Annotated in this window: 21 protein-coding genes and 1 riboswitch; of the genes, 6 read left to right on the plus strand and 15 right to left on the minus strand. The window is 72.4% G+C overall.

Going from position 1 to position 20,808, the window contains the following annotated elements:
* Positions 1-118 precede the first annotated feature (118 nt).
* Together ACFC0B_RS29015 and ACFC0B_RS29020 are read left to right on the plus strand one after the other, a co-directional pair.
* Positions 119-1,171, plus strand: a complete 1,053-nt coding sequence (locus ACFC0B_RS29015) for an SIS domain-containing protein (protein WP_376092064.1) — start codon at positions 119-121, stop codon at positions 1,169-1,171.
* 428 nt (positions 1,172-1,599) lie between these two features.
* Entirely contained in the window at positions 1,600-3,120 is a 1,521-nt protein-coding gene (locus ACFC0B_RS29020) for a sensor histidine kinase (protein ID WP_376092067.1), read from the plus strand.
* A gap of 423 nt (positions 3,121-3,543) precedes the next feature.
* Here the strand turns inward: ACFC0B_RS29020 and ACFC0B_RS29025 are convergent, their stop codons facing one another.
* Both ACFC0B_RS29025 and ACFC0B_RS29030 read right to left on the minus strand, forming a co-directional pair.
* Entirely contained in the window at positions 3,544-3,795 is a 252-nt protein-coding gene (locus ACFC0B_RS29025; protein WP_014138019.1) for a WhiB family transcriptional regulator, read from the minus strand.
* 370 nt (positions 3,796-4,165) lie between these two features.
* Entirely contained in the window at positions 4,166-5,137 is a 972-nt protein-coding gene (locus ACFC0B_RS29030) for a diacylglycerol/lipid kinase family protein (RefSeq protein ID WP_376092070.1), read from the minus strand.
* 50 nt (positions 5,138-5,187) lie between these two features.
* On the opposite strand from ACFC0B_RS29030, the gene ACFC0B_RS29035 reads away from it, so the two are divergent.
* The gene (locus ACFC0B_RS29035; RefSeq protein ID WP_376092073.1) at positions 5,188-5,616 is read left to right on the plus strand and encodes a hypothetical protein; all 429 of its coding nucleotides are present in this window, start codon (positions 5,188-5,190) and stop codon (positions 5,614-5,616) included.
* Positions 5,617-5,695: 79 nt separating this feature from the next.
* Here ACFC0B_RS29035 and ACFC0B_RS29040 read toward each other — a convergent pair whose 3' ends face one another.
* The 8 genes from ACFC0B_RS29040 to sodN all read right to left on the minus strand — a co-directional run bounded on the left by ACFC0B_RS29040 (position 5,696) and on the right by sodN (position 12,257).
* Positions 5,696-6,775 carry an RNA polymerase sigma factor SigF gene (locus ACFC0B_RS29040; RefSeq protein ID WP_376092076.1) on the minus strand — a complete coding sequence of 360 codons (1,080 nt, stop codon included), beginning with the start codon at positions 6,773-6,775 and terminating at the stop codon, positions 5,696-5,698.
* A gap of 164 nt (positions 6,776-6,939) precedes the next feature.
* Positions 6,940-7,350, minus strand: coding sequence for an anti-sigma regulatory factor (locus ACFC0B_RS29045; protein ID WP_376092079.1), 411 nt, complete (start codon positions 7,348-7,350; stop codon positions 6,940-6,942).
* 278 nt (positions 7,351-7,628) lie between these two features.
* Positions 7,629-8,105, minus strand: a complete 477-nt coding sequence (locus tag ACFC0B_RS29050; protein WP_376092082.1) for a GNAT family N-acetyltransferase — start codon at positions 8,103-8,105, stop codon at positions 7,629-7,631.
* A 10-nt stretch (positions 8,106-8,115) separates the two neighbouring features.
* Positions 8,116-8,499, minus strand: coding sequence for a nuclear transport factor 2 family protein (locus tag ACFC0B_RS29055; protein WP_376092085.1), 384 nt, complete (start codon positions 8,497-8,499; stop codon positions 8,116-8,118).
* A gap of 103 nt (positions 8,500-8,602) precedes the next feature.
* The gene (locus ACFC0B_RS29060) at positions 8,603-9,601 is read right to left on the minus strand and encodes an ABC transporter substrate-binding protein (RefSeq protein ID WP_376092088.1); all 999 of its coding nucleotides are present in this window, start codon (positions 9,599-9,601) and stop codon (positions 8,603-8,605) included.
* A 44-nt stretch (positions 9,602-9,645) separates the two neighbouring features.
* Positions 9,646-10,416 (minus strand): ABC transporter ATP-binding protein, encoded by a 771-nt coding sequence (locus ACFC0B_RS29065; RefSeq protein ID WP_376092185.1) that lies wholly within the window; start codon positions 10,414-10,416, stop codon positions 9,646-9,648.
* 35 nt (positions 10,417-10,451) lie between these two features.
* On the minus strand, positions 10,452-11,540 hold the full coding sequence (locus ACFC0B_RS29070) for a FecCD family ABC transporter permease (protein WP_376092091.1): 1,089 nt from the start codon (positions 11,538-11,540) through the stop codon (positions 10,452-10,454).
* A 116-nt stretch (positions 11,541-11,656) separates the two neighbouring features.
* A riboswitch (cobalamin riboswitch) is annotated at positions 11,657-11,732 on the minus strand.
* A gap of 129 nt (positions 11,733-11,861) precedes the next feature.
* Positions 11,862-12,257 carry a superoxide dismutase, Ni gene (gene sodN, locus ACFC0B_RS29075; protein WP_376092094.1) on the minus strand — a complete coding sequence of 132 codons (396 nt, stop codon included), beginning with the start codon at positions 12,255-12,257 and terminating at the stop codon, positions 11,862-11,864.
* A 287-nt stretch (positions 12,258-12,544) separates the two neighbouring features.
* Between sodN and sodX the strand changes: the two genes are divergently transcribed.
* On the plus strand, positions 12,545-12,922 hold the full coding sequence (gene sodX, locus ACFC0B_RS29080; protein WP_376092188.1) for a nickel-type superoxide dismutase maturation protease: 378 nt from the start codon (positions 12,545-12,547) through the stop codon (positions 12,920-12,922).
* 5 nt (positions 12,923-12,927) lie between these two features.
* Here the strand turns inward: sodX and ACFC0B_RS29085 are convergent, their stop codons facing one another.
* The 5 genes from ACFC0B_RS29085 to ACFC0B_RS29105 form a co-directional block, all read right to left on the minus strand.
* Positions 12,928-13,518, minus strand: a complete 591-nt coding sequence (locus tag ACFC0B_RS29085; RefSeq protein ID WP_376092097.1) for a CGNR zinc finger domain-containing protein — start codon at positions 13,516-13,518, stop codon at positions 12,928-12,930.
* A gap of 121 nt (positions 13,519-13,639) precedes the next feature.
* Positions 13,640-14,440 carry an amino acid ABC transporter ATP-binding protein gene (locus ACFC0B_RS29090; RefSeq protein ID WP_376092100.1) on the minus strand — a complete coding sequence of 267 codons (801 nt, stop codon included), beginning with the start codon at positions 14,438-14,440 and terminating at the stop codon, positions 13,640-13,642.
* The gene (locus tag ACFC0B_RS29095) at positions 14,437-15,387 is read right to left on the minus strand and encodes an amino acid ABC transporter permease (protein ID WP_376092103.1); all 951 of its coding nucleotides are present in this window, start codon (positions 15,385-15,387) and stop codon (positions 14,437-14,439) included. The genes ACFC0B_RS29090 and ACFC0B_RS29095 overlap by 4 nt, the downstream gene beginning before the upstream one ends.
* 58 nt (positions 15,388-15,445) lie before the next feature.
* Positions 15,446-16,381: an ABC transporter substrate-binding protein gene (locus tag ACFC0B_RS29100; RefSeq protein WP_376092106.1), complete on the minus strand. Its 936-nt coding sequence runs from the start codon at positions 16,379-16,381 to the stop codon at positions 15,446-15,448.
* A 408-nt stretch (positions 16,382-16,789) separates the two neighbouring features.
* Entirely contained in the window at positions 16,790-17,716 is a 927-nt protein-coding gene (locus ACFC0B_RS29105; RefSeq protein WP_376092109.1) for an ABC transporter substrate-binding protein, read from the minus strand.
* A 620-nt stretch (positions 17,717-18,336) separates the two neighbouring features.
* Between ACFC0B_RS29105 and ACFC0B_RS29110 the strand changes: the two genes are divergently transcribed.
* Positions 18,337-19,533, plus strand: coding sequence for an NADP-dependent malic enzyme (locus ACFC0B_RS29110; protein ID WP_376092112.1), 1,197 nt, complete (start codon positions 18,337-18,339; stop codon positions 19,531-19,533).
* Between the two features lie 191 nt (positions 19,534-19,724).
* Positions 19,725-20,687: a zinc-binding dehydrogenase gene (locus ACFC0B_RS29115; protein WP_376092115.1), complete on the plus strand. Its 963-nt coding sequence runs from the start codon at positions 19,725-19,727 to the stop codon at positions 20,685-20,687.
* Positions 20,688-20,808 lie beyond the last annotated feature (121 nt).

Here is a 20,808-nt window from a genome sequence, read left to right on the forward strand (position 1 = left end):
CCCCGTAGGATTGCCGGAGTATTCACCGCAGCGAGTGTGCGGACTCGCCGCCGTAGAGGTCCCCGCCGGGCATTCCCGTCCGGCCGGGGTGGAACCATCTCATCGGAGGCCCCACACGATGTCCGACACGCAGACCGTCCCTGGCCGGATCATGGCGGCGGAGATGGCCGAGCAGCCGGCCGTCCTGCAGCGCATCCTCGACGAGGGCGCCCCCAAGATCTTCGAGATCGCGTCCCGGATCGCCGCCCGCAAGCCGCGGTTCGTCCTCCTGACCGCGCGGGGCACCTCGGACAACGCCGCGCTGTACGCCAAGTACCTGATCGAGATCCTGCTGGGCAAGCCGGCCGGCCTGACCTCGATGTCCACCACCACCGCCTACGGCGCCAAGCCGGACCTGACCGACGTGCTGGTGATCACGGTCAGCCAGTCGGGCGGCTCGCCGGACCTCGTCGCCTCCACCAAGGCGGCCCGCGAGGCCGGTGCGATCACCCTGGCGGTGACCAACAACGCCGGTTCGCCGCTGGCCGAGGTCTCCGAGTTCCACATCGACGTGCTGGCCGGCCCGGAGAAGGCGCTGCCCGCCACCAAGACCTACACCGCCGAGCTGCTCGCCCTCTACCTGCTGATCGAGGGCCTGCGCGGCGGCGACGGCGCGGCCGCCAAGGGCCTGCCGGAGCTGGCGTCCGGCATCCTGGCCCGCCAGGACGAGGTCAAGGCCCTGGCCGAGCGCTACCGCTTCGCCCAGCGCCTGGTCATCACCTCGCGCGGCTACGGCTACCCGACCGCCCGCGAGGCGGCGCTGAAGCTCATGGAGACCACCTACATCCCGGCCTCCCCGTTCTCCGGCGCCGACCTGCTGCACGGCCCGCTGGCCATGGTCGACAACGTCTCCCCGGTCATCGCGATCGTCCCGGACGGCAAGGGCGGCGAGGCCCTGCAGCCGGTCCTGGACCGCCTGCGCGGCCGCGGCGCCGACCTGGTCGTGGTCGGCCAGCAGGCGCAGGTCGAGGCGGCCTCGGCGGGCTTCGCGCTGCCGGCCGGCGTGCCCGAGGAGGTGCAGCCGATCCTGGAGATCCTGCCGCTGCAGCTGCTGGCCTACGAGGTCACCATCGCCCGCGGCCAGGACCCGGACGCCCCCCGCGCGCTCGCCAAGGTCACCGAGACCCACTGACGCGCCCCGCGACGCACGAGCCCCCGTCCACAGCCTGTGGACGGGGGCTCGGCCGTTCTCCGCCGGTTTCCGGTCTCCTCCGGCCCGCGGGGCGGAACCGGGTCCGGGAAACACTACGGGCCACGGCGCCGACACGGGACCCTCAACCCATGCGGCTCCGCGGCCCGGAGCTGTCGTCGGGCGCCGGTGACGATCGAGAACTGTGCGGGGTCCTCGTTCGGCGGCGTCCGACCGAGGAGCGGCATCGCGCGGTCAGGGCAGTTGCGCGGGTGCCTCTCCTTGGTGCCCTTTCATTGTGGACTAGACCAATCTGGGTTGTCCAGGCCTCCCCGAAAATTGGTCTGGACAACTTGGGGGAGGGGTGCGCGCCGCACGTCGCCGGGGGTACGCGGGGCCCGTCCGCACGCCCCTGGGGCTACGCTCGCCCTGTGCCCTCGCTGAACGAACTCGTCCGCCGCCACACGACCCTGACCGGTGCCGATGTGGAGTGGCTGCACATGCTGGTCTCGGAGTGGCAGCTGCTCTCCGACCTGTCCTTCGCCGACCTGGTGCTCTGGATCCCCACCTGGGACGGCATCCGCTACGTCTCGGTCGCCCAGATGCGGCCCAACACCGGTCCCACCTCCTACCAGGACGACATGGTCGGCCACCTCGTCCCGCGCGGCCGCCGGCCGCTGCTGGACGCCGCCTACGACGAGGGGCGGATCGTGCGCGAGGGCGACCCGGAGTGGCGCGAGGAGGTGCCGGTCCGGGTCGAGTCCATCCCGGTGCGGCGCGAGGGCAAGGTGCTCGGCGTGATCGCCCGCAACACCAACCTGCTGACCGTGCGCACCCCCAGCCGGCTGGAGCTCACCTACCTGCAGAGCGCCTCCGACCTCGCCCAGATGATCGCCGCCGGCACCTTCCCCTACCCCGGCGTCGAGCAGGCCGACATGGACGCCGCGCCGCGGGTCGGCGACGGCCTCATCCGCCTCGACGCCGACGGCGTCGTCACCTACGCCAGTCCCAACGCGCTCTCCGCCTACCACCGGCTCGGCCTCACCACCGACCTGGTCGGCAGTCACCTCGGCCGGACCACCGCCGACCTCGCCCCGCCCTCCCGGGCCGCCGTGCACGAGGCGCTGGTGAAGCTGGCCAGCGGCTGGGCCCCCCGGCAGACCGAGATCGAGGCCCAGGGCGGCGTGGTCACCCTGCGGGCCATCCCGCTCAAGCCCAAGGGCACCCTGACCGGCTCCCTGGTGCTCTGCCGGGACGTCACCGAGCTGCGCCGGCGCGACCGCGAGCTGATGACCAAGGACGCCACCATCCGGGAGATCCACCACCGGGTGAAGAACAACCTGCAGACCGTCGCCGCGCTGCTGCGCCTGCAGTCCCGCCGGATGGAGTCCGAGTCCGGCCGGGCCGCGCTCGACGAGGCGGTGCGCCGGGTCGGCTCGATCGCGATCGTGCACGAGACCCTCTCCCAGGCGCTGGACGAGCAGGTGGCCTTCGACGAGATCGCCGACCGGGTGCTGGCCATGGTGATGGAGCTGTCCCAGGACGGCCGGGTGGCGACCCGCCGCAGCGGCAGCTTCGGCATCCTCTCCGCCGAGGTGGCCACCCCGCTGGCGATGGTGCTGACCGAGCTGCTGCAGAACGCGCTGGAGCACGCCTTCGGCCCGAGCGCCTCCGGCAACCTGGAGGTCAGCGCGCTGCGCGGGCGGGCGCCGGCCACCGGCATGGGCTGGTCGGACAGCTGGAACGGCGGGGCCCGGCCGGAGGAGTACCTGCTGATCACGGTGCAGGACGACGGCAAGGGCATGCCGGAGGGCTTCGACCCGCAGCAGGCGGGCAACCTCGGGCTGCAGATCGTCCGGACCCTGGCCACCGGGGAGCTGGGCGGCACCTTCGACATGGTGGCCGGCCCGAACGGCGGCACCAAGGTGATCCTGGAGATCCCGGTGCGCTGAGGCGCGGAAGCGCAGAGGGGGCGTGCGTCCGCTGGAAGCGCCGGGCGCACGCTTCTTCGCACCAACGGCTTCACCCGGAGGCGCGGACCGGAGAAGAACAGGCCGGAGAAACAGAAACGAGGCCCTGTCGACCGGGGGGGGGTGGGTCGACAGGGCCTCTCAACCCGTTCCGGCCGTCGGGGGGAGTCGGCCGGAACGGGGGCTCTGAGTGGTGCGACACCAGCCGGTGCGTTGCACACGGTGAGCGCCACAGCTCCACAATATTGCTCTAAGTGAACAGTATCAAGTGGCTGGGCGGGCGGGTGTCGCGGGGCCTCGTCGAGCAAGGCCCTTTGTGCGGAAGGCTTCACCAGGAGGTGCAGGGGAAGCCTGTGATCATGTGTTGATCGGTGCTGCGGTTACTGCTGGTACTACGGCGTGTGATCAGGCGGTGCGGGCGCGGTTGCGGGCGGCACGGCGCTTCATGGCGCGGCGCTCGTCCTCGCTCATGCCGCCCCAGACGCCGGCGTCCTGGCCGGTCTCGAGGGCCCACTGGAGGCACTGCTCCATGACCGGACAGCGGCGGCACACGGCCTTGGCTTCCTCGATCTGCAGCAGAGCAGGACCGGTGTTCCCGATCGGGAAGAACAGCTCCGGGTCCTCTTCGCGGCAGACAGCGCGGTGGCGCCAGTCCATGGTCGTCCAACTCCTCCTGCCGGCGGGGGTTGCCCGATCGGCACATCGATGGTCCTTGTGAATGTGAACGCTTTCACGAATCCCGCAACAGCAAAAGAGACCAAAGGCCCACCGGGCCCGGGAGGTCTGTGCTGGGGAGGGATTCGCGCGATTCGAGGGACACCCCGCGGTCGGCCCCCCAGGTTTCGAGGGTTGCCGTCGCTGCGATGTGTCCCGATCGCCATGTAGAGGTTCGCAAACCTCGGGCCCGGATACAACCCCCTTCAGGGAGGAATTTTGGATTCTTCGGTGTCGCCTAGCTCACAGCCAGTACTTCTATGGAGTGAAGGGGGCTTGTGCGTTCGAGAAGAAGGAGGAATGGCCCTTCTAGTCACACAATCACACGCAGTGCCCGCCGTACGCCTGTGAAACTGACGCGACTCCTGGATCCAAGGTGGTCGCCGTCGACCTGGAACGGGACCGGTTCCTCCGAAACCAAGGTGAAGTGGCGGACGTCGTGATAGGAGACGACATGCTTCCCGGAAGGGCCGGTCGGCGCGGGCTTGTTGCTCGAAGGACCGTGCGACCGCAGGATCTGACGGACCGTTCGAGCGATGCCGAACGCCGTCATCCGAGTGATGCCGAAGACGTCGAGATCCGCGTCGAAGGAGGCGCGCGGAGAGGGGTAGACGGGGCGGTTGCCCAGGAACGTCCACGGCGAGGTGTTGCTGACTATCGCCAGCGCCAGGCCCGGCACGGGCTCGCGGCCCGCGAGCAGCAGTGAGACCGGGCCTGATCTGCGCTGCTCACGCTGGGTGACGAAGTGGCGGAGCGCCTGGGTGACGTAGAGCGCGTGGGTGGACTTGCGTCCCGCCCGGCGCTGCTCCTCGACCCGGCCGACCACTCCGGCGTCGAAGCCCAGGCCGGCGGTGAAGGTGAACCAGCGGTCCGGCAGCCCGTCGGTCATCGCCTTGCCGAGCCCGATCGGCCGCTCGCGCCGGTGCTCCAGGGCGTCCAGCAGGGCGCCGGTCGCCTCCACCGGGTCGTTCGGCAGGCCCAGCGCGCGGGCGAACACATTGGTCGACCCGCCGGGGACCACGGCCAGCCGCGGGACCCGGTCGCCCGGGCCGTGCGCGAGCAGTCCGTTGACCACCTCGTTGACGGTGCCGTCCCCGCCCAGCGCCACCACCAGGTCGACCGCGCCGTCCTCCACCGCCTCGCGGGCCAGGTCGCGCGCGTGGCCGCGGTACTCGGTCTGCGCCACCTCCAGCTTGAGGTCGCTCCGCAGGGCGTGGATCAGGACGTCCCGGGTGCGACCGCTGGTGGTGGTCGCTTTCGGGTTGACGACCAGGAGAGCGCGCATGGGCCCAGCCTACGGGTCGGTACGGACCGACCGGCGGCTACCCTGCTGGAGTGACCGCAGAATCCTCCGCACCCGTACCCGCGCCCGGCGCCGACCGGCCGGCCGCCCTCGCCCTGGGCGCCGCCATCACCGCCGTGGAGGGCGCCGCGCTGGCCGTCGTCGGCGTCTGGGACATGGTCGCCGCCCTGTCCGGCCAGTCCAAGCAGCTCGCCCTGAACGAGTTCGGCGGCCTGGTGATCGTGATGCTCGGCGTGCTGCCGCTGCTGGCCGCCCGGGCGCTGCTCAAGGGCCGCCGCTGGGGCCGCAGCCCCGCCGTGCTGACCAACTCGATCTGCCTGCCGGTGGCGTACTACATGTGGCAGAGCGGCGGGGCGATGGCCGGGGTCGGCGTGGGCGTCGGCCTGCTCGGCCTGGTCGGCATCGGCGCGCTGCTCAGCCCGAAGGCGACGGCGGCCCTCTACGCTCCGCACGAGGGCTGAGCGCGGAGGACCGCCGCTTCCGCACGACCTTCACGACCGGACGGCCGCCGCTGAGCGGCCGTCAGTCGTCTTCCCGGGCCTACTCCTCCACGAGGAGCTTCTCCCGCAGCTGCGCCAGCGTCCGGGCGAGCAGCCGGGACACGTGCATCTGCGAGATGCCCACCTCGGCGGCGATCTGCGACTGCGTCATGTTCCGGAAGAACCGCAGCACCAGGATCTTCTGCTCGCGGGGCGGTAGTTGGGCCAGCAGCGGCTTGAGGGACTCGCGGTACTCGACGCCCTCCAGCGCCTCGTCGGTGGCGCCCAGGGTGTCCGCGACGGCCGGCGACTCGTCGTCGCTGTCCGGCACGTCCAGCGACAGCGTGGAGTACGCGTTGGCGGACTCCAGCCCCTCCAGGACGTCCTCCTCGGAGATCCCCAGGTGCTCGGCCAGCTCGTGCACCGTGGGGGAGCGGCCGTGCCGCTGGGAGAGCTCGCTGGTCGCCGTGGTCAGCGACAGCCGCAGCTCCTGGAGCCGGCGCGGCACCCGGACCGCCCAGCCCTTGTCCCGGAAGTGCCGCTTGATCTCGCCGACGATGGTCGGCGTGGCGTAGGTGGAGAACTCGACCCCGCGCTCGTGGTCGAACCGGTCCACCGACTTGATCAGCCCGATGGTGGCGACCTGGGTCAGGTCGTCCAGCGGCTCGCCCCGGTTGCGGAACCGCCGGGCCAGGTGCTCGACCAGCGGGATGTGCATGCGCACCAGCTGATTGCGCAGCTCGACGCGCTCCGGGGAGCCCTCGGGCAGCGCCGAGAGCCGTACGAACAGGGCCCGGGCCGCCTCGCGGTCCGGTGCGCCGGAGCGCTGCGGGCCCTGGGCGGGCACCGCCGCGCGCAGCGCCTCGCCCGCCCCGGCGGCGTTCCCGGCGTCCGGGGCGGCCGCCGGGTCCTGGGTGTCCCCGGCGTCCGGGAGGTCTGCGGCGTCCGGGCGGTCCGCGGCCGACGGCACGGGCGGGGGCGACGGATCGGGCGACGACTGGGGCGTCGGCTCGGTCGGCTGGCTCATCCGGTGGGCGTCCTTCGGGTGCGCTTCGTCGTTGGCGGCGAGGCCGGGAACGCTCGCCTGGGTCGGTACGGCAGGGCCCGCCGTCGCGAGGCCGGTACGGTCCAGATCACTCACGGCCATTCCCCCGTTCCGTTCCGGGAGCACCGGGACCGTCGGTCCCGGTTCGTCTCGTTGGTCGTACCGCCGGGTGGGGGCGGTACCGGGAGCCGTCCGTCCGGCCCGGTGGTGCCGGGCGGACGGCCCTTGTTCGGTGCTGCTGCCGCGCTGCCGCGGCGGACCTAGTGGGCGGCTGGGCCGCCGCGCTTCTTGTGCAGGCTGATCGACACGGTCCTGTCCTCGGCGACCGCGGACTCGACCTCGCCCGCGAGCGCGGAGAGCACCGTCCACGCGAAGGTGTCCCGTTCGGGCGCCCGGCCGTCGGTGGTGGGTGCCGAGACGATCACCTTCAGGGAGTCGCCGACCAGTCGGAACTCGCAGGAGAGGACCGACCCGGGGACGGCCTGCTGGAGGAGGATGGCGCAGGCCTCGTCGACCGCGATGCGCAGGTCCTCGATCTCGTCCAGCGTGAAGTCCAGCCGGGCCGCGAGGCCCGCCGTGGCCGTCCGCAGGACCGAGAGGTAGGCCCCGGCCGCGGGCAGCCGGACCTCCACGAAGTCCTGCACTCCGGGCTCGCCGTCGATCTGGGACACCCTCACCTCCTGGGTGACGCGCTGTGCTTCCGGGCCGGTGGCCGCGGCACTGTCTGTTGCTTGGCTCAACTGCTTCGCCCCAACTGTCCAGAGGGGTGGTGCGGTACGTACCGGTCATACCCCTCGGGGGGTGGCCGGACGCCGCCGTCCGCCCGAGACGTTACCGCGTTCCTGCCCCGGTGCGGGAGTCACTCATGGTAAGGCATCGCGACACAGGGTGGCAGTGGTCCGGACGAGGCCCCTGCGCGCCTCCTGCGCGCGCTGTCCGCGCGCCGGTCTCAGCGGGTGCCGGCGGCGGTGAGCGCGTCCCCGGTCAGGCGGTAGACGGTCCACCCGTCCATCGGCTCGGCGCCGAGCGACTTGTAGAAGTTGATCGAGGGGGTGTTCCAGTCCAGCACCGACCACTCCATCCGGGAGTAGCCGCGCTCGACGGCGATCCGGGCGAGTTCCAGCAGCAGGGCCTTGCCGTGGCCGCCGCCGCGCGCGGTCGGGCGGACGTAGAGGTCCTCCAGGTAGATCCCGTGGGTGCCGCGCCAGGTCGAGTAGTTGAGGAACCAGAGCGCGAAGCCGACCGGCTCGCCGGTGGTGTCGTCCTCGGCGATCAGGCCGAACAGCGCGGGGGCGGGTCCGAAGAGCGCGCCGTGCAGCTGCTCCTCGGTGGCGACCACCTCGTGGAGGGCCTTCTCGTACTCCGCGAGCTCGCGGATCATGGCGTGGACGACGGGGACATCGGCGGGGAGGGTGGTGCGGATCATGACTCCGAGCCTACTGGGCCGGTTCGTTCTCGTCCCAGGCCTGGACGGAGGTCTGGTCGACGATCCGCCCGTCGCGCAGCTCGGCGGTGGAGCTGACCAGCACCCGGATCCCGTCCGGGTAGCGGCAGGACTCCAGGAAGGCGAGGCGGTCCGTCTGGACCACCACCTGTTCCAGGGTGTGGCTCATCTCGCGGGCGTAGAGGTCGTCCAGCATCGCGCCGATCTCGTCCCGGCCGTGCATCACCAGGGGGTGGCTGGGCTGGGTCTTGCGGTCGACCACGCGCAGTTCGGCGTCGTCCGCGTAGAGCGCCAGCAGGGCCCGGGCGTCGGCGCGCTCGATGCCCTCGCGCAGGGCCCGGACGTCGAAGGCGGACGGTGCGGCCATGGTGGTCATGTTCTCGCTCCTCCGGTCGGTTCCGTCGGCTCGTACTGTTGAGCGTACGCCCGTCGGAACCGGCCGGAGGAGCGTGCCGGAGCGGCGGCCGGACGGGCCCGGCTCAGCGGGCCGGGACGGTCCGCAGGTACTCCGCCAGGGCGGTGATCGCGGCCGGGTTGCGCGGGCTCTCGACCAGGTCGACGTAGTCGAGCACGAAGATCCGGTCGTTGCGGACGGCCGAGACGCCGGCCAGCGGCGGGAAGGACTTCAGGAACCTCCGCTTCGCCTCGGCGTCCGGGGTGCCGTAGTTGTTGATCACGATCACCTCGGGGTCGCGCTGGACCACGCTCTCCCAGCCCACGGTGGTCCAGGAGTCGGCGACGTCGCCCATCACGTTCCGGCCGCCGGCCTTGGCGATGATCTCCTCCGGGGCGGCGAAGCGGCCCGAGGTGTACGGCTTGTCCTCGCCGCTGTCGTACAGGAAGACGCCCGGGCGGTGGGCGGGCTCGGGGACGGCGGCGATCTGCGCCTTGAAGTCGGCGACCAGCTTGTCGGCCCGGTCCCGGACGTCGAAGATCTCGCCCAGGTTGACGAGGTCGGTGTACAGCGCGTCCAGCGGGGACATCACCCCGCGCTCGGCGCCCTTGCCGCTGCGGCAGGACTCGGTCAGCACGTAGGAGCCGATGCCCAGGCCGGACAGCGCCTCCGGGGTGAAGCCCCGGCCCTCGTCGAAGCCGTAGTGCCAGCCGTCGACCACCAGGTCGGCCTTGGCGTCCAGCACGGTCTCCTTGCCGATCCGGTCCTTGGAGAGCCACTTGGCCCGCTGGTAGCCGTCCTTCCAGGCGACCTTGTCCACCTGGCCCTTGTCGTCGGGCATCACGTAGCCGGCCATCCGGTCCTCCAGGCCGAGCGCGAACATCAGCTCGGTGATGCCGACGTCGTTGGTGACGGTGCGGGCCGGCTTCTCCTTGAAGGTGACCTCGGTGCCGCAGTTGACGACGGTCACCGGGTAGTGGGCGGAGGCGGTGGCGGCGCCGTCGCCGCTCGGGGCGATCTCGGCGCCGCAGCCGGTGAGCGCGAGGGCGAGCAGGGCGGCGGCGGCAACGGCCTTGGTGCGCATGGGGATCCTCGGGGGCGGGGCGGTCGGGGCGGGGGAGCGGGGGGTCACGGCAGGCGGTCGAGGAGCAGCTGGACGGCGCCGGTGACCGGGTGCCGCACGGGCGTCGCGCGGACCTTGAACACCTCGGCCAGCAGCTCCGGCCGGAGCACCTCGGCGGGCGGCCCGGAGGCGACGATCCGGCCGTCCGCGATCACGTGGAGCAGGTCGCAGTGCCCGGCCGCCAGATTGAGGTCGTGCAGCGCGGTGAGCACCGTCGGCCCGGCCTCGCGGACCAGCGACAGCACCTCCAGCTGGTGGGCGATGTCCAGGTGGTTGGTCGGCTCGTCGAGGACCAGCACCTTGGGCTCCTGGACCAGCGCGCGGGCGATCAGCACCCGCTGCTTCTCGCCGCCGGACAGGCTCAGGAAGCCCCGGGCGGCCAGGTGCGCGGCGCCGACCCGGCGCAGGGCCCCGGCGCAGCGCTCCTCGTCCCCGGCGGAGGGCCCGGCCAGGGCGCCGCGCCGGTGCGGCAGCCGGCCCATGCCGACCACCTCGGCCACGGTGAAGTCGAACTCGGCGGAGTGCTCCTGCGGCAGCGCCGCCACCCGCCGGGCGGCCTCGCGGGGGGCGAGCGCGTGCAGGTCCTCGCCGCCCAGCAGGACGGCGCCGGCGGCGGGCCGCAGCGCCCGGTAGACGCAGCGCAGCAGGGTGGACTTGCCGCTGCCGTTCGGGCCGATCAGGCCGACCACCTGGCCGGCGGCGGCGCCCAGCGTGACGTCGTGGACCAGCCGGACGCCGGCCAGGTCGACCGAGACCCGGTCGACGGCGAGGTCCAGCGCGGCGGGGCCGGCGGCGGTGGTGGCGGGGGCGGTCACCGGCCACCGCCGAAGGAGTAGCCGCGGCGGCGCATCAGCAGCAGGAAGCACGGCACCCCGACGGCCGCGGTGACCACGCCGATCGGCAGCTCGGCGGGTGCCAGCAGGGTGCGGGAGACGATGTCCACCCAGACCAGCAGCAGCGCCCCGGCGAGCGGGGCGACCAGCAGCACCCGGCGGTGGCCGGCGCCGACCAGCATCCGCACCAGGTGCGGGACCATCAGCCCGACGAAGCCGATCGCCCCGCTGACCGCGACCACGGTGCCGGTGACGGCCGCGGTGACCACGAACAGCTCGCGGCGCAGCCGGTCCGGGTCCACGCCGAGCGAGGCGGCCGTCTCGTCGCCCATCGCCAGCGCGTCCAGCCGCCCGGCGGAGCAGGCCAGGTGGGCCAGGCCGGCCAGCACGGTGGCGGCGGCGATCGGCACCGAGCCCCAGGTCGCGCCGCCGAGGCTGCCGAGCAGCCACATCATGGCGGAGCGGGCGGCCTCGCCGCGGGCGGCGGCGAAGACCATCAGCGCCGTCAGCGCGGAGAAGCCGTAGGACATCGCGGTGCCGGTGAGCACCAGCCGCAGCGGGGTGAGCCCGTGGGCGGTACGGGCCGTCAGGTAGACCAGCACCATGGCGAGCAGGGCGGCGGCGAAGGCGGAGACGGAGATCGCCCAGACGCCGAGCGAGGCGAAGGCGCCCAGCATCAGCACGGCGTTGGCGCCGACCGAGGCGCCGGAGGAGATGCCGAGCACGAAGGGGTCGGCGAGCGCGTTGCGGACCATCGCCTGGACGGCGACCCCGGTGGCGGCGAGTCCGGCGCCGACCACGGCGGCCAGCACGGCGCGCGGCAGCCGGATCTCCCAGACGATCGCGTAGGCGGCGGCCTCGTCGGCCTCCAGCCGACCGCCCGTCAGCCCGGCGCGCAGCAGCCGCAGGACCTGGCTCCAGCCGAGTCCGGAGGAGCCGACGGCGACGGTGCAGACCAGCGAGACGAGCAGCGCCGCCGCGAGGACGGCGGCCAGCGGTACGGCGGGTGTCCTGCGCGGGCCGGGTGGGGCCGCGTCGGTGACCGGTGCGGTCGCGGTGCTGCTCACTGTGGCGCGCCTTGCCTCGGGCCGGGGAGGGCGCGGGGCGGCGCGCCCGGGCACGGCTCCGCCGGGGCGCCATCCCCTCGCAGTCCACGGCGAGTTGTCGGGAGGTCGGCGTCCTCGGGCGATCGGGCTCACGGGGCGCGGGGCACCGTTTACCGTTGCGGGTCAGCGCCGGATTCGCACCGGCTTCCCCCTCGGGACGCCCTGGCAGCATAACAAGCACTGAGGTCAGGCAACCCTTACCGGCCGGGCTGTGGCGACGGACACACGCGAGCGCCCCCGTCCGGGGTGCGGACGGGGGCGCTCGGCGGGAGTGTGCGGGGATCAGCCCTGCTTGGTCTCCCAGAAGATCTTGTCGACCTCGGCGATGAGGTCGAGCAGCGCCTGGCCGGTGGCCGGGTCGGTGGACGCCTTGGCGGCCGAGGCGGCCTTCAGGGTGTCGTTGACGAGCTGGTGCAGCTGCGGGTACTTCTCGAAGTGCGGGGCCTTGAAGTAGTCGCTCCACAGCACCGAGATGTGGTGCTTGACGGCCTCGGCGCGCTGCTCCTTGATGATGACGGCGCGGGCGCGGAAGTGCGGGTCCTCGTTGGCCTGGTACTTCTCCTGGGTGGCCTTGACGGACTCGGCCTCAAGGCGGGCCTGGGCCGGGTCGTACACGCCGCAGGGCAGGTCGCAGTGGGCGTGGGCGGTGGCACGCGGGGCGAACAGACGAGAGAGCATGGGGAGTCCTTCCTTAGATCGTCTTCCCGCGCCCGAGGTTACCCCTCGGGTCCTGCGGTTTCTCGGCCGGGCGGCGGGCCTAGGGCAAAAGGCGGAGCCGGAACCGGGTGAATCCGGACATCGGCGGGTGACGGTCCGTGCGGCAGACTGGTGTGCGACCGCGGGACGCGGCGGGACACGGGCCAGGAGGAGGAGTCGTGGCACGGAGCGCGGATCCGGAGGAACCGGAGGACGGAGCCCCGGCGGGCGGCGCGCCGTTCGGGCTGATCGACGTGGCGGGGGACTCGATGGTGCCGACCCTGCGCGACGGCGACCAGCTGCTGGTGCGGTACGGCGCGCGGATCCGGCCCGGCGCGGTGGTGGTCTTCCGCCACCCGTTCCAGCAGAACCTGCTGGTGGTGAAGCGGGCCGACGGCCGGCGGTCCAAGGGCTGGTGGCTGCTCTCCGACAACCGGCCGGTGGACAGCGACAGCCGCAGCTACGGCGCGGTCCCGGACGAGCTGGTGCTCGGCCGGGTGCTGCTGCGGCTGCGCCCGCGCCCGGCCTGGCTGGCGCCCGGCCCCCGGCTGGAGCGGCTGCTGCTCTCCGGCCCGCTGGCCCGGGTCCCCGGGCTGGCCCGCCGCCTCGGCGTCTGGGTGCGTCCGGAGGAGCTGCCGGGCTCCTGACGGGCCTACTCCGCCGGGTTCCCGGCCGCGGCGGCGGCCTCCAGGCGCTTGCGGGCGCGGTAGGCGGCGACGTTGGCGCGGGTGGCGCAGCGGTCCGAGCAGTACCGGCGGGAGCGGTTGGTGGAGGTGTCCAGGTAGGCGTTGCGGCAGGGCGCGGCCTGGCAGATGCCGAGCCGGTCGGCGCCCAGCTCGGTCAGGTGGACCGCCAGGCCCATGCAGGCGACGGCGCTGAAGTGCGCGGTGGCGGTGGGGGAGTTGTCGGCGAGGTGCAGGTGCCAGCGGGGCCGGCCGGCCTCGTCCAGGTAGTCGTGGCCGGAGACCAGCGGGCTGACCGGGAACTCCATCAGCAGGCTGTTCAGCAGGTCGACGCTGCGGATCTCCTCGCCCTCGGCGGCGGCCTCGAAGACCCCGCGCAGCCGGGTGCGGACGGCCCGCAGCCGGGGCAGGTCGGACTCGTCGGCGAGGTCGCGGGCCCGGGCGGCGTCCGAGAACAGGCCGCGCACCGCGTCCACCGAGGTCAGCGAGTCGGTGCCGCGCCCGGGTTCCTCGGTGTTCACCAGCCGGACGGCCAGATCGGCGTACGAGGCGAGCTCCACGGTGGTCCTTCCAGAGATCGGTAACAGGCTTATTGCCCCAAGCCTATTACCCGAAGGGCGAATGCGGGAAAGCGGCGGCGCCCGGCAGGACCGGCCTGCCGGGCGCCGCGGAGCGGTGCGCTCAGAGCACCTTGGAGAGGAAGGCGCGGGTGCGCTCGTGCCGGGGGTTGGTGAGGACCTCGCGGGGGTTGCCGGACTCGACGACCACGCCGCCGTCCATGAACACCAGCGCGTCGCCGACCTCGCGGGCGAAGCCCATCTCGTGGGTCACCACGATCATGGTCATCCCCTCCTCGGCGAGCCCGCGCATGACGTCGAGCACCTCGCCGACCAGCTCGGGGTCGAGCGCCGAGGTCGGCTCGTCGAACAGCATCAGCTTGGGCTTCATGGCCAGCGCCCGGGCGATGGCCACCCGCTGCTGCTGGCCGCCGGAGAGCTGGGAGGGGTAGCTCCCGGCCTTCGCGGCCAGGCCGACCCGCTCCAGCAGGGCCATGGCGCGCTCCCTCGCCTCGGCCTTGGACTCCCGCCGGACCTGGACCGGCGCCTCCATGACGTTCTCCACCGCGGTCATGTGCGGGAAGAGGTTGAAGCGCTGGAACACCATGCCGATGTCCCGCCGCTTGAGCGCGACCTCGCGGTCCTTGAGCTCGTAGAGCTTGTCGCCCCGCTGCTGGTAGCCGACCAGCTCGCCGTCGACCCAGAGGCGGCCGCCGTTGATCTTCTCCAGGTGGTTGATGCAGCGCAGGAAGGTCGACTTGCCGGAGCCGGACGGGCCGACGAGGCAGAAGACCTCGTTCTGCTTGACCTCCAGGTCGATGCCCTTGAGCACCTCGACCTGGCCGTACGACTTGTGGACGGCCTCGGCCTTCACCATGGGGCCGCCGGGGCGGGCGTCGGCGGGGGTCTTGGTCAGGTCGGTCATACGTGGCCGCCTCCCTCGAGTCCGGGGACCACGTCGTTCTTGGCCTTCGGGGCGGGCCTGCCGCCGAACAGCAGCCGCAGCCGCTGGATCGGGGTGGGCGGCAGCGTCCGGTTCGCACCACGAGCGTAGTGCCGTTCGATGTAGTACTGCCCGATCGTGAGGATCGAGGTCATGAGCAGGTAGTAGATGCTGACCGCGACGAGGACCGGGATGGTCTGGAAGGTCCGCGAGTAGATGTCGTGGCCGGCGGTGAACAGCTCGGACAGCGAGATGACCTGGACCAGCGAGGTGGTCTTCAGCATCGAGATGGTCTCGTTGCCGGTCGGCGGGATGATGACCCGCATCGCCTGGGGGAGCACGATCCGGCGCAGCGCGGCCGCGCGGCTCATGCCCAGGGCGTGGGCGGCCTCGGTCTGCCCCTCGTCCACGGACTGGATGCCGCCGCGGACGATCTCCGCCATGTACGCCGCCTCGTTGAGGCCGAGGCCGAGCAGGGCGGCGGTGAAGGTGGGGATCAGGGTGTTGGTCGACTCGGACCAGAACTCGGGACCGAACGGGACGCCGATCGAGAGCCTCGGCCAGAGGGCGCCCAGGAAGTTCCAGAACACCAGCTGGACCAGGACGGGGGTGCCGCGGAAGACCCAGATGTAGAACCAGGCCGTTCCCGACAGCAGCGGGTTCGGCGAGAGCCGCATGATCGCGAGGAGCACACCGCCGGCCACGCCCATCAGCATGGACAGGGCGGTCAGCTCCAGGGTCGTGACGATGCCGCGGAGGATCTGCTCGTTCTGCAGCGTGTCCTTGACGACGTCCCACTGGAACGCGGGGTTGAAGATCAGGGCGTGGAGCAGCATCGCCGCGAGGACGGCGATGACGGCGGCTCCGGCCCAGCGTCCGGGGTGGCGGACCGGGACGGCCTTGATGGTCTCGGGCCGTCGCGATGTCACCGCCCCCTGCTCGGAAGATTTCACCTTGGGGCCTCAGGGGGTGTGGTGGAGCGGGGGGTCAGCTCTTGGCGGCGTTGATCTCGGACTTCTCGATCGCGCCGGCCTCGACGCCCCACTTGGCCAGGATCTGCTTGTAGGTGCCGTCGGCGATCAGCGACTGGACGGCGCCCTGGACGGCCTGGGCCAGCGGCGAGCCCTTGTCGACGATGACGCCGTAGGGCGCGCTGTCGTAGGTCTCGCCGAGCTTCTCCAGCTGGCCGTTGGTCTGCTTGATCGCGTAGTCGACGACCGGGGAGTCGGCCATCATCACCTGGTCGCGGCCGGAGACCAGCGCGGTGGTCACGTCGGTCTGCAGGGTGAACTTGTCGCCGTCGTTGGGGATGGCCGGCTTGCCGGCCTTGGCGCAGTCCGGGTTGCGGACGTCGGTGATCTCCTGGGCCTGGGTGGTGCCGGTCTGGACGGCGACCTTCTTGCCGCAGAGGTCCTTCGGGTCGATCTTGTCCGGGTTGCCCTTCTTCACGGCGACGGCGCTGCCGGCGGTGAAGTAGGTGACCATGTCGACGGTCTGCTCGCGCTCCTTGGTGTCGGTGAAGGAGCTCATGCCGAGCTGGTACTTCTTCGCGGTGATGCCCGGGATGATCGAGGTGAAGTCGGCGTTCTGCACGTCGGCGGTCAGGCCGAGCTTCTTGGCGATCGCGTCGGCGAGGTCGACGTCCAGGCCGACGATGTTGCCCTTGTCGTCCTTGAACTCGTTGGGCGCGTAGGAGGCGTCGGCGGCGACGATGAGCTTGCCCGAGCCCTTGACGTCGGCCGGGACCAGCGGGGCCAGGGCCGGGTCGGCGGTCACGGCCGCGACGCTGGCGCTCGGATTGGCGCCGGCGGCACCGCCGTTGGAGGAGGACTTGCTGCTGCCGCAGGCGGTCAGCACGAGCGACGCGGACGCGAGCACCGCCGCGGTGGCGAGGAGGCGGGTGCGCTGGGTACGGACGGTCATGGGGGATCTCCTCCTGAGGGAGAGGTCGGGCGGGGAGCCGCGGGGGAGCGGCGTGCAGGGGCAGCAGAGCCGTACGGCGCTGTACGGGTGGGGCTGGGAGAGCTGCGCAGGGGTGGTTCCGGGTACAGGGGTGGATCCGGGTACTGCGTCTCCGCCACCGTCCGCCGAGGTGGGCGTCGACCGAACCGCCTCGACCAGTGGCCGGCTCGATCCGAGATGGGGGGAATCCTGCCATCTGAGGACGGTCGGGTGGCCCTGATTCAGATCAAAATCGGATAACGAGGGGGCACGCTGTCCGCTATTCGGACGAATACCGTGTCCCTGTCACTCTGTGCATAGGTATGCAGTGCGCCCTGTGGTCTGCCGCGCGACGGGCCGGACCCCGCCCGGTGTCCGGCCCGGACCCGCTCAGATGCCCCCGTTGACCACCGCGTTCTGGGCCGCGCCCGCGGTGACGTTCCACTTGGCGAGGATCTTGTCGTACTCGCCGCTGCGGATCAGCTGGTCGACCGCCTTCGCCAGCACGTCGCGCAGCTCGGTGTCCTCCTTGCGCAGCGCGATCCCGTACGGGTTGGAGCGGGACTGCGAGCCGGCCACCTCGAAGCGGTTGCCGCCGTCGGTGTTCCTCGCCGCGTGGGCGGCCACCGGGGAGTCGTTCAGGCCCACCTGCGCGGTGCCGGCGGCCACCTCGGCCAGCGCCTTGGCGTCGGTGTCGAACTTGTGCACGGTGAGCGGCTTGCCGGCCCGGGTGCAGGCGGTGACCTGGCGGGCGACGATCTCGTCCTGGGTGGTGCCGGACTGCACCGCGACGGTCTTGCCGCAGAGGTCGTCCAGGGTGCGGATGCCCTTCGGGTTGCCCTTGGCGACCACCATCGAGGTGCCGGCGATGAAGTAGTCGACGAAGTCCACCGCCTGGCCGGTCGCCTTGCCGGTCTCGTCCACGCCCTCCCGGCGCTGGCGGACGTCGCTGAGCGCGGACATCACCACGTCGTACTGCTTGCTGTGGAGATCCGGCAGGAGCTTGTCGAAGGGGGTGTCGACGTACTCGATCCGCAGGTCCAGGATCCGGCCGAGCGCCGCGGCGATGTCCGGGTCCAGGCCGTCCGGCTTGCCGTCGGCGCCCCGGAACTCGACCGGCGGGTAGTTGACGTCCATGCCGATGCGGAGCACCTTGGCGGACTGCTGGGCCTTCGGGAGCTGCGCCCGGAGCTCCTGGACCGGGTCCTGGGCCGCGGTCCCGTCGCCGCCGCCGCAGCCGCTCAGCAGCAGCCCTCCGGCGGTGGCGAGGGCGAGCGCGGCGACGGTCGGCCGGCGGGACTGTGCACGGTGGTGCATCGGTTGCTCCTGTGGGAGGGAGGGAGAGGCGCCGCGGCGTCGCGGAGGTGTACGCGAGATGGCGGAAGAACGGATCCTCCCATCCCGACCTGCCGGGCCCGTGGCCGGGTGTGTCAGAATTCGGTACCGGGTGATCCCCGACGCTCGAACCAGACCGCCGGGCCGCAAACAGGCTCGGGGTGCGCAGGAACGGAAGTCCAGGACGACGACTCCGTATCCGAGGCACCGGCCTCCCTCCGTGTCTGCGTTCACTCCTGCGAGTGCGCGTGCGCGTTCGCCATTGCCGTAGCCGGGGCCCGGTTCTCACGGCGCCTGGTGCTGCCAGGTGGCTGTGAGGCGTATGACAACCATGTGACTTGGACGAAAAGGCATGGGTGCGATGCCCTCGTCCGACCTACGCTCGGCCCGGAAGCACAGCGCGGACCAACGCAGACAAATCCATAAACCCTCATCCGAGGGCGCTCGTCCGACGGCGGCGCCCCGACCCAGTCCTCCCCGGGGACGCTTCGGCGTTCCCGGGTTCCGGTTACCGGCCAACGGTCACCGGATGCCGGTGGGCGGCCGGGTCGTCCGCTCCGTCGGCCGGGTGTCCTCGCTCGATCAATGACGAAGAGGTCATCGTGGCAGCGGAGATCATCCACAGCACTACCCAGGACACCGACGATCCGGTCGACGCCGTGTTCGCGCTCCACCGCGGCGGCAAGATGGAGGTCCGGGCGACCGTCCCGGTGCGCGACGCGGACGACCTGTCCCTCGCCTACACCCCCGGTGTCGCGCGCGTCTGCACCGCCATCGCCGAGCAGCCCGAGCTGGTGAACGACTACACCTGGAAGGCCAACACGGTGGCCGTGGTCACCGACGGCACCGCCGTGCTGGGCCTCGGTGACATCGGTCCGGAGGCCTCGCTGCCCGTCATGGAGGGCAAGGCGATCCTGTTCAAGCAGTTCGGCGGCGTGGACGCGGTGCCGATCGCGCTGGCCTGCACCGGGGTGGACGAGATCGTCGAGACGGTGGTCCGGCTGGCCCCCTCCTTCGGCGGCGTCAACCTGGAGGACATCTCCGCCCCGCGCTGCTTCGAGATCGAGCGCCGGCTCCAGGAGGCCCTGGACATCCCGGTCTTCCACGACGACCAGCACGGCACCGCCATCGTCACCACCGCCGCGCTCTGGAACGCGGCCAAGGTGACCGGCCGGGAGATCGGCGCGCTGCGGGCCGTCATCTCCGGCGCCGGCGCGGCCGGCATCGCCATCGCCAAGATGCTGCTGGCCGCCGGCATCGGCGACGTGGCCGTCTGCGACCGCAAGGGCGTGGTGCACGAGGGCCGCGGGGACCTCACGGACGTCAAGGCGGAGATCGCCGGGCTGACCAACCGCACCGGCATCGAGGGCAGCCTGGCCGACGCGCTGGCCGGCGCCGACGTCTTCATCGGCGTCTCCGGCGGCACCGTGCCGGAGGAGGTCGTCGCGACCATGGCCGAGGGCGCGTTCGTCTTCGCCATGGCCAACCCGAACCCGGAGATCCACCCCGAGGTCGCGCACAAGTACGCGGCCGTGGTGGCCACCGGGCGCAGCGACTTCCCGAACCAGATCAACAACGTGCTGGCCTTCCCGGGCATCTTCGCGGGCGCGCTGCAGGTCCGGGCCACCCGGATCACCGAGGGCATGAAGCTGGCCGCCGCCAAGGCGCTGGCCGGCGTGGTGGCGGACGAGCTGACGCCGCAGAAGGTCATCCCCTCGCCGTTCGACGAGCGGGTCGCGCCGGCCGTCAGCAAGGCCGTCGCCGAGGCCGCCCGCGCCGAGGGCGTCGCCCGCCGGTAGCCCTGCGGAGGACCGTGGCCCCCCTCTGGGCCGAAGGGCGTGCCGCTGCCGAGAGCGACGAACGGCCGGCGGGGTACGAGCGCCGGCAGCGGGTCGGAGCGCCCGGCGGCTCAGGGGGGTCACAGCCCCGGGACACGCGTCACAGCTTCGCGTTGTTCCGGGCCCGGGGCGTTCTGGCTATCGTCCGGGGCATGTTTGCTGCCTACGCCGCACGAATCGACGCCGACGACCCGCTGGGCGGGCTGGAGCTGGGCGAGCGCCCCGAGCCGGAGGCCCGCCCCGGGTGGAGCGTGGTCACCGTCCGGGCCGCCAGCCTGAACCACCACGACCTCTGGTCGCTGCGCGGGGTCGGCCTGCCCGCGGAGAAGCTGCCGATGATCCTCGGCTGCGACGCGGCCGGCGTCGACGAGCACGGCAACGAGGTGGTCCTGCACTCCGTGATCGGCCAGAGCGGGCACGGGGTCGGCCCGGACGAGCCGCGCTCGATCCTGACCGAGCGCTACCAGGGCACCTTCGCCCAGCGGGTGGCCGTCCCCACCTGGAACCTGCTGCCCAAGCCCGCCGGGCTCTCCTTCGAGGAGGCCGCCTGCCTGCCCACCGCGTGGCTGACGGCCTATCGGATGCTGTTCACCAACGCCGGGGTGAAGCCCGGTGACACCGTGCTGGTGCAGGGCGCCGGCGGCGGGGTGTCCACCGCGCTGGTGGTCCTCGCCAAGGCGGCGGGCCTGCGGGTCTGGGTGACCGGCCGGGACGAGGCCAAGCGCGCCCGGGCGGTGGAGCTGGGCGCCGACGCGGCCTTCCCGAGCGGGGCGCGGCTGCCCGAGCGGGTGGACGCGGTGATGGAGACGGTCGGCGCGGCCACCTGGTCGCACTCGGTGAAGTCGCTCCGCCCGGGCGGCACGATCGTCATCTCCGGTGCCACCTCGGGCCCCAACCCGCCGGCGGCCGAGCTGAACCGGATCTTCTTCCTGGAGCTGAAGGTGGTCGGCTCGACCATGGGCACCAAGGAGGAGCTGGCCGGGCTGCTCTCGTTCTGCGCCACCACCGGTGTCCGGCCGGTGATCGACTCGGTGCTGCCGCTGGCCGGGGCGCCGGACGCGCTCGCCCGGCTGGCCGCGGGCGACGTCTTCGGCAAGCTGGTCCTCACCCCCTGACGCGCCCCGGGAGGGCGGCGCCCGGAGCACGGAGGCCCGGGGCCGCCCCCCGGGGGGCCGCGGGGCCGCCGCGCGGGGCGCGCGTCCCGGGGGGGCGGCCCCGCCCCCCCCCCCCGCCCCA

Source organism: Kitasatospora sp. NPDC056184, from assembly GCF_042268405.1.
GTDB lineage: Bacteria > Actinomycetota > Actinomycetes > Streptomycetales > Streptomycetaceae > Kitasatospora.

Coding starts and splice junctions, on each gene's coding strand:
- ACFC0B_RS29015 (WP_376092064.1), top strand. CDS start 119: ATGTCCGACACGCAGACCGTCCCTGGCCGGATCATGGCGGCGGAGATG.
- ACFC0B_RS29025 (WP_014138019.1), bottom strand. CDS start 3,795: ATGGACTGGCGCCACCGCGCTGTCTGCCGCGAAGAGGACCCGGAGCTG.
- ACFC0B_RS29030 (WP_376092070.1), bottom strand. CDS start 5,137: ATGCGCGCTCTCCTGGTCGTCAACCCGAAAGCGACCACCACCAGCGGT.
- ACFC0B_RS29050 (WP_376092082.1), bottom strand. CDS start 8,105: ATGATCCGCACCACCCTCCCCGCCGATGTCCCCGTCGTCCACGCCATG.
- ACFC0B_RS29055 (WP_376092085.1), bottom strand. CDS start 8,499: ATGACCACCATGGCCGCACCGTCCGCCTTCGACGTCCGGGCCCTGCGC.
- ACFC0B_RS29060 (WP_376092088.1), bottom strand. CDS start 9,601: ATGCGCACCAAGGCCGTTGCCGCCGCCGCCCTGCTCGCCCTCGCGCTC.
- sodN (WP_376092094.1), bottom strand. CDS start 12,257: ATGCTCTCTCGTCTGTTCGCCCCGCGTGCCACCGCCCACGCCCACTGC.
- sodX (WP_376092188.1), top strand. CDS start 12,545: ATGGTGCCGACCCTGCGCGACGGCGACCAGCTGCTGGTGCGGTACGGC.
- ACFC0B_RS29090 (WP_376092100.1), bottom strand. CDS start 14,440: ATGACCGACCTGACCAAGACCCCCGCCGACGCCCGCCCCGGCGGCCCC.
- ACFC0B_RS29100 (WP_376092106.1), bottom strand. CDS start 16,381: ATGACCGTCCGTACCCAGCGCACCCGCCTCCTCGCCACCGCGGCGGTG.
- ACFC0B_RS29105 (WP_376092109.1), bottom strand. CDS start 17,716: ATGCACCACCGTGCACAGTCCCGCCGGCCGACCGTCGCCGCGCTCGCC.
- ACFC0B_RS29115 (WP_376092115.1), top strand. CDS start 19,725: ATGTTTGCTGCCTACGCCGCACGAATCGACGCCGACGACCCGCTGGGC.